General features: G+C 71.4%; 10 protein-coding genes. 6 read left to right on the top strand and 4 right to left on the bottom strand.

The annotated features are described in order from the left end of the window. Positions 1-22 precede the first annotated feature (22 nt). From ACJX2R_RS34735 to ACJX2R_RS34725, 3 genes are all read left to right on the top strand, one after another. Positions 23-2,143, top strand: coding sequence for a bifunctional polysaccharide deacetylase/glycosyltransferase family 2 protein (locus tag ACJX2R_RS34735; RefSeq protein ID WP_413103324.1), 2,121 nt, complete (start codon positions 23-25; stop codon positions 2,141-2,143). 158 nt (positions 2,144-2,301) lie between these two features. Next, a complete protein-coding gene (locus ACJX2R_RS34730; protein WP_413103323.1) occupies positions 2,302-3,594 on the top strand; it encodes an LCP family protein in 1,293 nt (430 codons plus the stop codon). A gap of 139 nt (positions 3,595-3,733) precedes the next feature. Next, positions 3,734-4,630, top strand: coding sequence for a carbohydrate ABC transporter permease (locus ACJX2R_RS34725; RefSeq protein WP_413103322.1), 897 nt, complete (start codon positions 3,734-3,736; stop codon positions 4,628-4,630). Positions 4,631-4,890: 260 nt separating this feature from the next. On the opposite strand, the gene ACJX2R_RS34720 is transcribed toward ACJX2R_RS34725, so the two are convergent. The 4 genes from ACJX2R_RS34720 to ACJX2R_RS34705 all read right to left on the bottom strand — a co-directional run bounded on the left by ACJX2R_RS34720 (position 4,891) and on the right by ACJX2R_RS34705 (position 9,864). Further along, positions 4,891-6,087 (bottom strand): hypothetical protein, encoded by a 1,197-nt coding sequence (locus tag ACJX2R_RS34720; protein WP_413103321.1) that lies wholly within the window; start codon positions 6,085-6,087, stop codon positions 4,891-4,893. Next, on the bottom strand, positions 6,078-7,436 hold the full coding sequence (locus ACJX2R_RS34715) for a hypothetical protein (RefSeq protein ID WP_413103320.1): 1,359 nt from the start codon (positions 7,434-7,436) through the stop codon (positions 6,078-6,080). Before ACJX2R_RS34715 ends, ACJX2R_RS34720 begins: the two co-directional genes overlap by 10 nt. A 91-nt stretch (positions 7,437-7,527) precedes the next feature. Next, positions 7,528-8,607 carry an RICIN domain-containing protein gene (locus ACJX2R_RS34710; RefSeq protein WP_413103319.1) on the bottom strand — a complete coding sequence of 360 codons (1,080 nt, stop codon included), beginning with the start codon at positions 8,605-8,607 and terminating at the stop codon, positions 7,528-7,530. 231 nt (positions 8,608-8,838) lie between these two features. Continuing rightward, a complete protein-coding gene (locus ACJX2R_RS34705; RefSeq protein ID WP_413103318.1) occupies positions 8,839-9,864 on the bottom strand; it encodes a 6-phosphofructokinase in 1,026 nt (341 codons plus the stop codon). 209 nt (positions 9,865-10,073) lie between these two features. Between ACJX2R_RS34705 and pta the strand changes: the two genes are divergently transcribed. From pta to pyk, 3 genes are all read left to right on the top strand, one after another. Next, entirely contained in the window at positions 10,074-12,200 is a 2,127-nt protein-coding gene (pta, locus tag ACJX2R_RS34700) for a phosphate acetyltransferase (RefSeq protein ID WP_413103317.1), read from the top strand. Then, positions 12,197-13,342 (top strand): acetate kinase, encoded by a 1,146-nt coding sequence (locus tag ACJX2R_RS34695; protein ID WP_413103316.1) that lies wholly within the window; start codon positions 12,197-12,199, stop codon positions 13,340-13,342. The genes pta and ACJX2R_RS34695 overlap by 4 nt, the downstream gene beginning before the upstream one ends. A 72-nt stretch (positions 13,343-13,414) precedes the next feature. After that, on the top strand, positions 13,415-14,842 hold the full coding sequence (pyk, locus tag ACJX2R_RS34690; protein WP_413103315.1) for a pyruvate kinase: 1,428 nt from the start codon (positions 13,415-13,417) through the stop codon (positions 14,840-14,842). The last annotated feature ends 58 nt before the right edge of the window (positions 14,843-14,900 follow it).

The following is a 14,900-nucleotide window of genomic DNA, read 5'->3' as shown; positions in this document are numbered from 1 at the left end:
GCCAACTACGGTGCGACCAACCATGTTTGAGGGCAACCGGTCGAAAAAACGCCAGGAACCAAACCACCAGTCCCGGGGAGGTCGGCACAAGGCGGCCCGTGATCCGCGCGCGCACTGGCTGCTCCTTCTCCTCGTCCTTCCCGTCATGTTCGGCCTGCTGATGTTCCAGGGCTGGACCAACCACGAGGTCGACGCGGCGAAGACGCGGCGGCCGTGCACCAGCCCGGTGCCGCGGGCGCTGGCCGACGGCGGGCCGGTGGTGCAGATCAACGGGGCCCGGGTGCGGACCGTGGGGATGCCCGCCGGGACGGTGGCGCTGACCTACGACGGCGGTCCTGACCCCGTCCAGACACCGCGGCTGCTGGACCTGTTGCGCCGGTACGACGCGCGGGCCACGTTCTTCGTCTCCGGCGCCAAGGCGGCCCAGTACCCCGGCCTCGTACGCCGGATCCGCGCCGAGGGCCATGAGATCGGGTCGAACACCTACACCGGCGCCGACATGGGCACGGCGTCCTCCAGCCGATCCCGGATGGAGCTGTCGCTGACCGAGTCGGCGCTCGCGGGGTCCGTGGGGGTCCAGCCGAGGCTGCTGCGGCTGCCGCTGACCGCCGATGTGGACACGCTGTGCGGCGACGAGTGGCAGGCGGCGCGGCGCGTGGCGGCGGAGGGCTACGCGCTGGTGGCCGCCGACCGGTCGGGCACGAAGCCCTCGCAGGGGATGGTCCGGCAGTTCAGCCAGACGGACGCCGCGTACCAGGAGACGGAGAAGCTGCTCAAGGACCCGCGGGCCAAGAAGTTCACCACCGTGACCGGCGGGCTCGGCGTGCCCCCGGTCGACGTCCCGGTCTCCGGCCTGGAGCGCTGGGAGGGCAAGGCGCTGATCTGGGTCGCGGCCATCGGCCGGAGCTTTGTGTCCACCATGGCGTGGGTGCTGGGGATCGCGGGGGCGCTGGGGGTGCTGCGGCTGCTGATGCTGGTGGTGTTCGCGCGTACCCATGTCCGGCGGCTCACCCGCTTCCGGCCCGGGAAGCAGGTCAACGAGCCGGTGACGGTGCTCATCCCCGCGTACAACGAGGAGGCGGGCATCGAGGCCACCATCCGCTCGCTGCTCGCCTCCACCCACCAGCGGCTGCAAGTGGTCGTGATCGACGACGGTTCGACGGACCGTACGGCCGATATCGCCGCGAGCGTCAAGGACCGCCGGGTGCTGGTGGTCCGGCAGCCCAACGCGGGCAAGGCGGCCGCCCTCAACACCGGCCTCGTGCACACCAAACACGACATCGTGGTGATGGTCGACGCCGACACCGTCTTCGAACCGGACGCCATCCACCAGCTCATCCAGCCGCTCGCCCACCCGGCCATCGGCGCGGTCAGCGGCAACACCAAGGTGGGCAACCGGCGCAGTCTGCTGGGCAGGTGGCAGCACCTGGAGTACGTCTTCGGGTTCAACCTCGACCGGCGGATGTTCGAGGTGCTGGAGTGCATGCCGACCGTGCCCGGCGCCATCGGGGCGTTCCGGCGGGACGCGGTGATGGGCGTCGGCGGGGTCAGCGAGGACACCCTCGCCGAGGACACCGACCTCACCATGGCGCTGTGGCGGGCGGGCTGGCGGGTGGTGTACGAGGAGACCGCCGTCGCCTGGACCGAGGTGCCCACCTCGCTGCGCCAGTTGTGGCGCCAGCGGTACCGCTGGGGGTACGGCACGCTCCAGGCCATGTGGAAGCACCGCCGCGCGATGATCTCGCTGGGCTCGGTGGGGCGGTTCGGCCGCCGGGGGCTCAGCTATCTCACGCTCTTCCAGGTGCTGCTGCCGCTGCTGGCGCCCGTGATCGACCTCTTCGCCCTGTACGGTGCGCTCTTCCTCGACCCGGCGGAGGCGGCCGGGGTGTGGTTCGGCTATCTCGGCATCCAGATGGTCTGCGCCGGATACGCGCTGCGGCTGGACGGGGAGCGGATGCGGGCGCTGTGGTCGCTGCCGTTCCAGCTCTTCGTCTACCGGCAGCTGATGTATCTGGTGGTCATCCAGTCCGTGGTCGCCCTCCTGCTCGGAACGCGGCTGCGGTGGCACCGCATCCAGCGCTCCGGGACGGCCGCGCAGGCGCTCGGCGAGGCACCCGCGCACCGGAGCCTGACATCGAGGTGACGTACGGAGGCGTGGCGTACGGAGGCGTGGCGTACGACGGGGTCACGTACGGAGGGGTTACGTACGGCGACCGGGTCCGCGTTCAACGCGGCACCGAAGTTGTCGTACCTCTATGAACGGACGGCGGGCGGCTCCGGCCGCTCGGCAGACTGCCGTCCATGAGCGATCGGTTGGACGGGTGGGCCGCCGGGGACCGGCCGTCGGCGCGGGCCTGGGAGATCTCCACGGCGGACACCCAGAGCATCCCCGTGCAGGGGGCCCAGGGCATGCCCGCGGCGGGGCCCCAGGGCATCCCCGCGCAGAGGCCGTCCGCGACACCGGGCGTCCCCGCGCCCCATGGCGTGCCCACCAAACCGGCCCCCTACCGGACGGGCGACGAGACCAGCACCCTCGAGCCCGTACCCGTGCCCGTACCCGCACCCACCCCCACCGTCCGGCGCCGCGCCCCCAAGGAGCCGCTGAGCAGGCGCCGCCGGATCGTCCGGCTGGCCATCGTGGCGGTCTCCGCACTGCTCCTCGCCTCCGGCAGCGCCTACGTCTGGGCCGACACCCAGCTCAACCGCGAGGTCGACCTCGGCAGGGCCCCGGACCGCCCACCGCCCGGCAAGGGCACCAACTACCTGATCGTGGGCTCCGACAGCCGGGAGGGCCTTTCCGAGGAGGCCAGGAAGAGCCTGCGCACCGGTTCGGCCGAGGGCCGCCGCACCGACTCGATGATGGTGCTGCACACCGGCTCCAACGGCACCACGATGATGAGCCTGCCGCGCGACTCCTGGGTGGACATCCCCGGTTTCGTCCGCCCCGAGACCGGCAGGCGCTACAACCCGTCCCAGAACAAGCTGAACGCGGCCTATTCGATGGGCGGCCCCGATCTGCTCGTCTCGACCATCGAGCGCAACACGGGGCTGCGCATCGACCACTACGCGGAGATCGGCTTCTCCGGGTTCGTGGACGTCGTGGACGCGGTCGGCGGGGTGCGGATGTGTGTGGGCCGGGACATCAAGGACCCCAAGTCCGGTCTTGACCTGAAGAAGGGCTGCCAGAACCTCGACGGCGCGAAGGCGCTCGCGTTCGTCCGCCAGCGCAAGCAGGAGGCCAAGGGCGACCTGGGCCGCACCCAGAACCAGCAGAAGTTCCTGGCCGCGCTGGCGGCCAAGGCCGCGACCCCGGGCGTCCTGGCCAACCCGTTCGCGGCCTTCCCGACCGTACGCGCGGGTCTGGACACGCTGATCGTGGACAAGGACATGGGCCTGCCGACCCTGATGTCCCTGTTCGAGGCGGTGAAGGGCGTCACCTCGGGCAACGGCAAGCAGCTCAACGTCCCGGTGTCCAACACCAACCTCCGGACCTCCAAGGGCAGCGCGGTGCAGTGGAACGAGACACAGGCGCGGCGCCTGTTCGACCAGCTGCGGAACGACCAGCCGGTGACGATCGCCTCACCGGCGCCGTAAGGAGACGCCGTAAGCAGGCGCCGTAGGGAGACGTCGTAGGGAGCGAACCGCGCACGCGTCTTCCCCAACGCGACTGGCACCCGGTTTCATAGACGGACGCTGATCGACTGCGCTCGCAAGCGCGCGAGGAGGTCCGAGGTTGTCCGCGCTCTCCGCCCGCACCGCCCGCCCCTGGCCCCGCTCCGCCAAGAGCCGCACCGGCGGCCCCCGCTGGTCCCCCCGGCTGCGCCGCCGGCTGGCCGCCGACGCCGCGCTGCTGCTCATCGCCGCCGCGTTCCTGCTCCCGCTAGCCTGGCTGGTCCTGGCCTCGATCGACAACGATGCCACCCTGCGGGTCTCGGCGCCCGGCTCGCCCACGATGGACAACTTCTCGGCGGTGTGGACGGACGAGATCACCTTCACGCCGATGCTCAACAGCCTGCTCCTGTGCGGCGGCGCCACCATCCTGACCGTCGCGTGCGCGGCCCTCGCCGCCTACCCCCTCTCCCGCTTCCGCTCCCGCGTCGTGCGCCCGTATCTGCTGACGGTGCTCTTCACCACCTGTCTGCCGATCACCGCGATCATGGTTCCGGTCTACGGACTCTTCGTCCAGGTGGACCTCATCGACACCATGTCCGGTACGGCCCTCTTCCTCGCCGCCTCCCAACTCCCGTTCGCCATCTGGCTGATGAAGAACTTCATGGACGGCGTGCCGGTGATTCTGGAGGAGGCGGCGTGGACGGACGGCGCGTCCTGGCTACAGAGCCTGATCCGGGTGATCCTGCCGTTGATGGGGCCGGGCATCACGGTCGTGATGATCTACAGCTTCATCATGATGTGGGGCAACTTCTTCGTCCCCTTCATGCTGCTGCTCTCCCCCGAACAACTCCCCGCGTCCGTCTCGATCTTCACCTTCTTCGGCAACTACGGCCAGGTCGTCTACGGCCAGCTGGCCGCCTTCTCGATCCTCTACTCCACGCCCGTGCTCCTGCTCTACGTGCTGATCTCCCGCCGCCTGGGCGGCGGCTTCGCCCTGGGCGGCGCCGTCAAGGGATGACGGCGCGGTCGCCACGGGGTATCCAGCCGGTCTTTCCCCTACCCGCCCCTTCCCGCAGCACCAATGTGCGGCTCCGCCGCGTGGCAGGGGCTCCCGCCCCTGGACCCCGAGGCCTGGGACGGGAGCCCCGCCTTCCAGCCCCTCCGGCGATTGAGGAGCGGGGTCTGGGGCGGAGCTCCAGTTGTGGGAAGGGGCGGGGAGGGGAGTAGCCCGCCGCAGGCGTCAGGGCCCGGCGGGCGCCCCCTCGTTCGGCCGGTGGTTCAGCCCTGGGGCAGGCTCGGCACCGCGCAGCCGTGGTGTTCGGCCGAGGCGGCGGCGAAAGCCGCCAGCGCGGCGCGTTCGTAGGCGAGGTCGGGGCGGCGGCGGGTCTCGCCGTCGGCCGCGTCGGCGCGGATGAGGTAGAGGGCGGACTCGGCGCCGCGCGGGCAGCTGGCACCGGCCCAGTAGGCGCTCCGGCCGAGCCGCCCGGCCGGCTTCTCGGCGGGGGTCACATTCTCGTAGTCGTAGTCTCGGGTGTACTGGGAGCGGGCGTCCTCCGCGTAGGGGCCGTAGTACGCGTCCAGCCGGTAGAGCGGTGAGCCGTCCCGGGTGCCGAGGACGCAAGCCTCGCGCGGTGCGCGGTCCCGGGCGGTCTCACGGGCGGTGGAGACGGCGGAGCGGGAGGCGGTGGGGACGGCCGCGCAGGTGCCCTTGGCGCCCAGCAGCGGTTCGTACTCGTCCTCGTTCACCGGCAGGCCGACGGTGCGGACCGGCTTGCCCAGGCGCGCGCCGCAGCCCCAGTGGTCGTTGGCCGCCTCGGCGGTCGCGGTGGCGGTGCGGACGAAGTCGGGGCGGACGGCGGGGTCGTCGAGGGTGGTGTGGCCGCGCAGCGCGGTCTCGACAGTGATCAGCAGACTGTCGCCGCGCCGGGCGCAGTCGAGAGTTATGGCGGTGGTGGCCGTGCCGTCCTCGGCGTCGTCCAGCCGTGCGGTGTCGGTCGCGAACAGGCCGGACCAGCCGTGGCCGAGGGGGACCGGGAGCGTGCGGCGGGCGGGTACGGCGGTGTAGAGGTCGTCGTATCCGTACTCGGCGCGGGGGCGGGGCGAGCCCGCGATGGAGACGGCGATGTGGCCGGTGTCCTCGGCGGTGATCCGGCAGTGGACGGAGAGGGAGTTGGCGCGCTTGGCGCCGTTCTCGCCACCCTCTGCGCCCTCGCCGCCCTCTTCGCTCTTGGCGGCGCTGTCGGCCTTCTCGCCGAAGGAGCCCTCGGTGCGGTTCGTGACGTCCAGTTCGGTGTCGTCGCCGAGCACCTTGTGGACCTCGCCCACCGGAAGCACCCCGTCGCAGGCCCCCTCCAGCGCCCGGTCCTCGCTGCCCGCGAACCAGACGAACGCTCCGGCGAGGGCGGCCAGCGCCACCGCGACGGCCACCAGGGCGCGGACCTGGCGCCGGGTGAGCGCGGGTCGGGTCAGTGCCACTGCTCCACCTCCCCGAGCACCTTGGTGTCACGGCACTTCGCGGACGCGGGCCAGCCGTCGTCGGCGTCGAGGTAGCGGTCCAGGACCGTACGCGCGGCGGTGGAGAGCCTGGCGCGGTCCTTGCCGCCGATGACTGCCGTCTCACCGTCCTCGAGCCGGATCTCGGGGAGGACGGCGACCCGGTGGTAGGTGGTGCGGCCGCCGCACACCGACCGGGCCCACAGGGCGAGTTGGGGCCGCCCGGCGTAGGAGGAGACGCGGTCCTCCCCCCGCACACCACGATCAGCGTCCGTTTCGGAACCGGCCTCGGAGGGGCGCTTGTCGTCCTCCGCTCCCCACCCTGGCACATGGCCCTCGCGTTCGTAGGAGTCGTACGCCGACCGGCCGAGGATCCCCGACCAGCTGGCCGCCTCGACCTCGGTGACCTGCCACTGCTTCGGGCGCGGGCGCTCACCTGCGTTCTTCTCCGCGTCCCACTCCCCGGCGCAGGCGCTCAGGCCGGTGGACTCCTGGAGATCGCCGAGGGTGGTCCAGGAGCCGGCGGCGACACCGGGGAGCGAGGAGCCGTCGATCCACTCGCATTTGCGCAGGCCCTGACCGGGCGCGCCATGGGTCTCGTCCGTGTCCACCACGGAGGTCGGGGTCGTGAGCGGGCCGGAGCCGCAGTGCTGGGCCTTGGTGAGGGCGTTGGCCACGTGTACGGCGGTACGGAAGCCGAGGAGCGCGGTGGCGCGGTCCGGTTTGCCGTTGCCGTTCCCCGCCGCCACCTCGTGGGCCTCGTCGGCCTCGTCGGCCTTGCCGGACTCGTCCACCGAGTCGGTGCCGTCCGTCCCGTCCGTCACCCTGGCCGTCACATACAGATCGGTCGTGGGCCGGACCCGGCCGCCGAGTCCGCCCAGGCAGTCGGCCACCAGCCAGGCGCCCCGCTTCCCGTACTGGCCGGTGGTGCCCGGCGCCACGAACGTGCCACGGCCACCGGCCGGTTCGAGGAGGTCCCGGGTCTCGACGGCCTCGGGCACATCGGAGACCAGCGCCTCGGCGTGGACCGTGACCCCGTAGCCGTCGCCCCACGACAGGGAGCAGTCCAGCAACGAGCGGCTCTCCTGACCGGGGGCGAGCACCGTGCCGTGCTCTCTGAGCTCGCCCGGTCGCTCGTCACGCACCAGCCGTTCGAGGTCCCCGTACGGCAGGGTGCCGTCGCATGCCTTCCGCAACTGGGCCCGGTTGGCGGCGAGATGGCCGCCGCCGCTGTCCCGGGTCACGAGGACGGCCCCCGCGATCCCCACGACCGCCATCAGTACGACAAGGGGCGTGCGGCGCTGCCACACACGGCCCCATAAACCACGCATCCCGCCCGTAACTCCTTACATCCCCTGACCAGTTCCCCCTTGATCAGGCGGGGACAGTACCAGAGGGGCGGAACCACGACGGCAGCGCGGGCTACCGCTTGGCCCCGGCGTCCACCGGGTCGAAGCGGAAGACCTGCCCGGGGGCATCGGACCGGCACGGCAGCTGGGCCACATGGGCCCAGCGCCGGGTGGTGCCGCCGGGCAGCGCCAGACACTGGCCGGTGTGCGCGGGCCGCAGCCGGAACCCCTCGGCGGGCCGGTCCACGGCCTCCAGCCGGAACTCCTCGCCCGCTCCCCGGCTCTCGCAGTAGTCGTCCCCCAGCCAGGCGCCCTCGGCCTTGCTCTGGCCCATGATTCCGGAGCAGCCCGGGCCGTGCTCGGGGTGCAGGGTGGCGATCCGCCACAGCCCGTCGTCCAGGCGCTTGAGCGAGAACGAGGGGAAGACCTCCGCGCACGGCACCTGATAGACCCAGGAGGTCTTGTCCGTCCGGCGTTCGGACAGACACAGCGAGGAGTGGACGGCCCGGATCCGGTACTTCCCGGGCGCGGGCGCCGGGCTGTCCGGGGACACCGCCACGGACCCGCCCTTGTCGTCCCGTCCACCACGCCCGCCGCCCCCGCCCCCGCCCCCGCCGTCGTCGTCGTGCGCCCGCCAGGTGAGCACGACGGCGACGGCGGCCACGACCGTCAGCCCGAGCGCGGCGCTCAGCACCGGCATCCGTAAGCGCCGCGCGCCCGCCTCGGGCGTACGGGAGGAGGAGCGGGCGGTCGGCGCTGCGGGCTCACCTAGCTCACCACGCCCGACCGACTCGACCGACCCGACCGACCCGACCGACCCGACCGGCTCAACCGGCCCGACCGGCTCGACCTCGGTGACGTCAGCGGCGCGGGCCGCGAGGTCTTTGCGGACGGTCAGCCACACCGTGAGCTCCGCGGGCCCCACCCCACAGGCCCGTACGAACGCCGCGACCAACTCCTCGCGGGGCAGCGTGGCGCGCGCGAGCATATTGGCGACCGTGCTGCGCGGCAGTACGTCCCCGAGCGCGTCCGCCCGCGCGGCCAGCTCCCGGTAGGTCAGCCGGGACCAGTCCTTGAGCGCCTGTAGCGCGGCGATGAACTCGCCCGGGTTCCGCGCCCCCTGTGGATCCGGGGCTCTGTCCGCACCGGTCATCTGTCGTTCTCTCCCCCACCCCTGTGTCCCGCCCCTGTCCGGGACTGCTCCGGAACGTGTCCCGGACACGGGACAGCCTTGTTCACACCAGGCACTTGTTCAAGGCTGAACCTCGCCAACACCGCACGGCCGCAGCGGTCTTGATCTTCCACGGGGGGATGATCAAGACCGCTGCGGCCGACGAGGACGGAAGAAGACGAAAGAAGAGAGAAGACCAGCGGCCGTGGCGGATCAGAAGACCGACTCGGCCTCGTCCATCCGGTCCACCGGCACGGTCTTGAGCTCGGTGACCGCGTTGGCGATCGGCACCATCATGATGTCCGTACCGCGCAGCGCGGTCATCATGCCGAAGTCGCCCCGGTGCGCCGCCTCCACGGCGTGCCAGCCGAAGCGGGTGGCCAGCACGCGGTCGTACGCGGTGGGCGTGCCGCCGCGCTGCACATGCCCCAGGATGACCGGGCGGGCCTCCTTGCCCAGGCGCCGCTCCAGCTCGGCCGCGAGGCGGTTGCCGATCCCGGTGAACCGCTCATGGCCGTACTGGTCGATCTCGCCCTTCTGGTAGTCCATGGAGCCCTCGGCCGGGTGCGCGCCCTCGGCGACGCAGATGACGGCGAACTTCTTGCCGCGGGCGAACCGCTCCTCGACCATCTTCACCAGCCCGTCGACCTCGAAGGGCCGCTCCGGCAGGCAGATGCCGTGGGCGCCGCCGGCCATCCCGGACTCCAGCGCGATCCAGCCCGCGTGGCGCCCCATGACCTCGACGACCATCACCCGCTGATGGGATTCGGCGGTGGTCTTCAGCCGGTCCATGGCCTCGGTGGCGACGCCGACGGCGGTGTCGAAGCCGAAGGTGCGGTCGGTGGAGGAGATGTCGTTGTCGATCGTCTTGGGGACGCCGACGATCGGCAGCCCGGCGTCGGAGAGCATCCGCGCCGCGGTGAGGGTGCCCTCGCCGCCGATCGGGATCAGCACGTCTATCCCGTAGTCACGGGCGTGGTCCTTCGAGGTCTCGCACGCCTCGCGCAGCCGCGCGCGCTCCAGTCGGGAGGAACCGAGGATGGTGCCGCCGCGGGCGAGGATGCCGCTGACGGCGTCGAGGTCGAGCTTGCGGTGACGGCCGTCGAGGAGTCCCTTGAAACCGTCCTCGAAACCGATCACCTCGTCTCCGTGGCCGGCGACCGCGCGGTGCACCACCGACCGGATCACAGCGTTGAGACCGGGGCAGTCGCCGCCTGCGGTGAGAACTCCGATGCGCATCGTGCTGTGTCTCCTGCTCCCTACGGGTAGATGTGAGCCAGTCCGATTGTTTCATGGGCGGGGTGGTGCTGTATCCCCCGATCGACAAGCGCCTTAATCACGGTCGCAGGTATTGTCAAGAGGACTGGGCCGGTCAATGTGGCCGATTTGTGTCCGATGGGCGCACATAGCGAAAACACCGACGAACGCCAGAGGAACGGAGAGCACGCGTGACACGCAGCGTGTACGTGACCGGAGTCGAGCGTGGCGACGGACGCCAGGTCGTGGAGCTGGGAGTCATGGAGCTCCTGACCCGCCACGTCGACCGGGTCGGCGTCTTCCGCCCCCTGGTGCACGACGACCCCGACCGCCTCTTCGACCTGCTGCGGGCGCGCTACCGGCTCAGCCAGTCCCCGGAGTCCGTCTTCGGCATGACCTACGGGGACGCCGCCACGCTCCAGGCCGAGCGGGGCACCGACGAGCTGGTCTCGCAGTTGGTCGGCCGCTTCCACGAGGTCGCCGACGCGTATGACTACGTGCTGGTGCTGGGCAGCGACTACGCGGCCACCAGCCTCCCCGACGAGCTGGGGCTGAACGCCCGGCTGGCCAATGAGTTCGGCGCCTCGGTGATCACGGTGGTCGGCGGGCAGAAGCAGACCGCCGAGTCGGCCGGCGCCGAGGCCCACAACGCCTACCGCGCCTATGAGGGGCGGGGCTGCGAGGTGGTCGCGGTGGTCGTCAACCGGGTGGCGCCCGGGGACCGCGCGGCCATCGCCGAGCGGCTGGCCGCCAAGCTGCCGGTGCCCAGCTATGTGCTGCCCGAGGACGGGTCGCTGTCGGCACCCACCGTCTCCCAGATCGTCCGCTCCCTGGGCGCCGAGGTGCTGCTCGGCGATCACACCGGGCTCTCCCGGGATGTGCGGGACTTCGTCTTCGGCGGCGCGATGCTGCCGACCTTCCTGCCCGCGCTGACCGAGGGCTGCCTGGTGGTGACGCCCGGGGACCGCGCGGACCTGATCGTCGGCGCGCTCGCCGCGCACAGCGCGGGCGCCCCGCCGATCGCCGGGGTGCTGCTCACCCTGGACGAGCGGCCGGGTCCGGACATCCTGTCGCTGGCCTCGCGGCTGGCGCCGGGGACCCCGGTGGTGTCGGTGGCGGGCGGGTCCTTCCCGACGGCGGCCGAGCTGTTCGCCATCGAGGGCAAGCTCACGGCGAGCGCGCCGCGCAAGGCGGAGACCGCACTGGGCCTCTTCGAGCGGCACGTGGACACCGCGGCGCTGACCGAGCGCATCTCGGTGGGCCGCTCCAGCCGGGTCACCCCGATGATGTTCGAGCGCGAGCTGATCGAGCGGTCCCGGTCCCACCGCCGCCGGGTGGTGCTGCCCGAGGGCGCGGAGGAGCGGGTGCTGCGCGCCGCCGACGTACTGCTCCGCCGCGATGTGTGCGATCTCACACTGCTGGGCGAGGAGGACTCGATCCGCAAGCGCGCCGCCGAGCTCGGCATCCAGCTCGCCGAGGCGCAGATCATCGATCCGCAGACCTCCCCGCTGCGCGAGCGCTTCGCGGAGGGTTACGCGAAGCTGCGCGCCCACAAGGGCGTCTCCTACGAGCTGGCGTACGACGTGGTGGCCGATGTGTCGTACTTCGGCACCCTGATGGTCCAGGAGGGGCTGGCCGACGGCATGGTCTCGGGCGCGGTGCACTCCACCGCCGCCACCATCCGGCCCGCCTTCGAGATCATCAAGACCGCCCCGGGCGCCCAGATCGTCTCCTCGGTCTTCTTCATGTGCCTGGCCGACCGGGTGCTGGTGTACGGCGACTGCGCGGTCAACCCCGACCCGGGCGCCGAGCAGCTGGCGGACATCGCCATCCAGTCGGCGACGACGGCCGCCCAGTTCGGGGTGGAGCCGAGGATCGCGATGCTGTCGTACTCCACCGGCACCTCGGGCTCCGGCGCGGACGTGGACAAGGTGCGCAAGGCGACCGAGCTGGTCCGCGAGCGCCGCCCGGATCTGCTGGTCGAGGGCCCGATCCAGTACGACGCGGCGGTGGACGCGGCGGTGGCGGCGACCAAGCTGCCCGAGTCCGAGGTGGCGGGCAGGGCCACCGTGCTGATCTTCCCGGACCTGAACACCGGCAACAACACCTACAAGGCCGTGCAGCGCTCGGCGGGCGCCGTCGCGGTCGGCCCGGTGCTCCAGGGCCTGCGCAAGCCGGTGAACGACCTGTCCCGAGGGGCGCTCGTACAGGACATCGTCAACACCGTCTCGATCACCGCCATCCAGGCCCAGTCCCCCACGTCCCCGGCAACCGCCACCTCCCCGACCTCCCCGACACAGAAGGCGCAGTCCGCGTGAACGGCTCCCGAGTCCTCGTCCTCAACTCCGGCTCCTCGTCCGTGAAGTACCAGCTGCTGGACATGGCCGACGGCTCCCGTCCGGCCTCCGGCATCGTGGAGCGGATCGGTGAGGGCCCCGTCGCCGACCACGCGGCGGCCCTCAAGCAGGTGGCCGACGAGCTGGCCGCCAAGGGCCTGGGCCTCGACTCGCCCGAGCTGGCGGCGGTCGGCCACCGGGTGGTGCACGGCGGCACCCGGTTCACCGAGCCGACCCTGATCACCGACGAGGTGGTCGAGGAGATCGAGAAACTGATCCCGCTGGCCCCGCTGCACAACCCGGCCAATGTCACCGGGATCAAGGTGGCCCGCGCGCTGCGCCCGGACCTGCCGCAGGTCGCGGTCTTCGACACGGCGTTCCACTCCACCATCCCGGAGGCGGCGGCGCGCTACGCGATCGACGTGGCGACCGCCGACCGCTGGGGGGTGCGGCGCTACGGCTTCCACGGCACCTCGCACGCGTATGTCTCCCGGGCCACCGCGGAGCTGCTGGGCAGGGAGCCCGCGGAGGTCAACACGATCGTGCTGCACCTGGGCAACGGGGCCAGCGCCTCGGCGGTGCGCGGCGGTGTGTGCGTGGAGACCTCGATGGGGCTGACCCCGTTGGAGGGCCTGGTGATGGGTACCCGTTCCGGGGACATCGACCCGGCGGCGATCTTCCATCTGTCCCGGGTGGGCGGCATGTCGACCGATGAGATCGACACGCTGCTCAACAAGCGCAGCGGTCTTGCCGGGCTGTGCGGGGACAACGACATGCGCGAGATCGGCCGCCGGATGGGCGAGGGCGACCGGGCCGCCCAGCTCGCCTTCGACATCTACATCCACCGACTGCGGAAGTATGTGGGCGCGTACACCGCGGTGCTCGGGCGGGTGGACGCCATCGCGTTCACCGCCGGTGTGGGGGAGAACTCCGCGGCGGTACGGGAGGCGGCGACGCACGGCCTCACCGCGTTCGGCATCGAGGTGGACGGCGTCCGCAACGCGCTGCGCTCCGCCACGGCGCGGCTGATCTCCACGGAGACCAGCCGGGTCGCGGTGGCCGTGGTGCCCACCGATGAGGAGCTGGAGATCGCCAGCCAGACGTATCGCCTGGTCAGCGCCTAGGCTCCGGCTCCGCTCCGATTCGCCCTTGACTTGAATATTCCGCTCCGAAACAAACCCGATAGGATCTGCCTCATGCGCCGTTCCAAAATCGTCTGCACTCTGGGCCCCGCCGTCGACTCCTACGACCAGCTGAAGTCCCTGATCGAGGCCGGGATGAACGTGGCCCGGTTCAATATGAGCCACGGAAGCCACCCGGAGCACGAGGAGCGGTACCACCGCGTCCGCAAGGCCTCCGAGGAGACCGGGCACGCGGTCGGCGTCCTCGCCGACCTCCAGGGCCCCAAGATCCGTCTGGAGACCTTCAAGGACGGACCGGTGGAGCTGGTCCGCGGGGATGAGTTCATCATCACCACCGAGGACGTGGACGGTGACCGGACCATCTGCGGCACCACCTACAAGGGGCTGCCGGGCGACGTCTCCAAGGGCGACCAGGTCCTGATCAACGACGGCAATGTCGAGCTGCGGGTCACCTCCGTCGAGGGCCCGCGGGTGCGGACCATCGTCATCGAGGGCGGGGTGATCTCCGACCACAAGGGGATCAACCTGCCGGGTGCGGCGGTCAATGTGCCCGCGCTGTCCGAGAAGGACATCGAGGACCTGAAGTTCGCCCTGCGGATGGGCTGCGACATGGTCGCCCTGTCCTTCGTCCGGGACGCGGCCGACGTCCGGGACGTGCACCGGATCATGGACGAGGTGGGCCGCCGGGTGCCGGTGATCGCCAAGGTGGAGAAGCCGCAGGCGGTCGCCAACATGACCGAGGTCGTCGCGGCCTTCGACGGGGTGATGGTGGCCCGTGGTGACCTCGCGGTGGAGTATCCGCTGGAGAAGGTCCCGATGGTGCAGAAGCGGCTGATCGAGCTCTGCCGCCGCAACGCCAAGCCGGTGATCGTCGCGACCCAGATGATGGAGTCGATGATCACCAACTCCCGGCCGACCCGCGCCGAGGCGTCCGACGTCGCCAACGCGATCCTGGACGGCGCCGACGCGGTGATGCTCTCCGCCGAGTCCTCGGTCGGCTCGTACCCGATCGAGACGGTCAAGGTGATGTCCCGGATCGTCGAGGCCGCCGAGCAGGAGCTGCTCTCGCGCGGTCTCCAGCCGCTGGTGCCGGGCAAGAAGCCGCGCACCCAGGGCGGTTCGGTGGCCCGCGCGGCGGCCGAGATCGCCGACTTCCTGGGCGCCAGGTCGCTGGTGGCCTTCACCCAGTCCGGGGACACCGCCCGCCGGCTCTCCCGCTACCGCGCCCAGCAGCCGATCCTGGCCTTCACCACCGACGCGTCCACCCGCAACCAGCTCACGCTGAGCTGGGGCGTGGAGTCCTTCGTGGTGCCGTATGTCGAGCACACCGACGCGATGGTCGACCTGGTGGACGCCGAGCTGCTGAAGCTGGGCCGCTACGCCGAGGGCGACACCATGATCATCACCGCCGGTTCGCCCCCCGGCGTCCCCGGCACCACCAACATGGTCCGGGTGCACCACCTGGGCGGCGCGAACCAGTAGCGCCCGTAACGCGACCGTGGGCACCGTCTCCGAGTGGAGGCGGTGCCCACGGGCGTTT

This window comes from Streptomyces sp. Inha503, from assembly GCF_047215865.1.
Lineage (GTDB): Bacteria > Actinomycetota > Actinomycetes > Streptomycetales > Streptomycetaceae > Streptomyces > Streptomyces lycopersici.
Note: the sequence above shows the minus strand (reverse complement) of the source record. Positions and strands in the feature narration are given on the sequence as shown.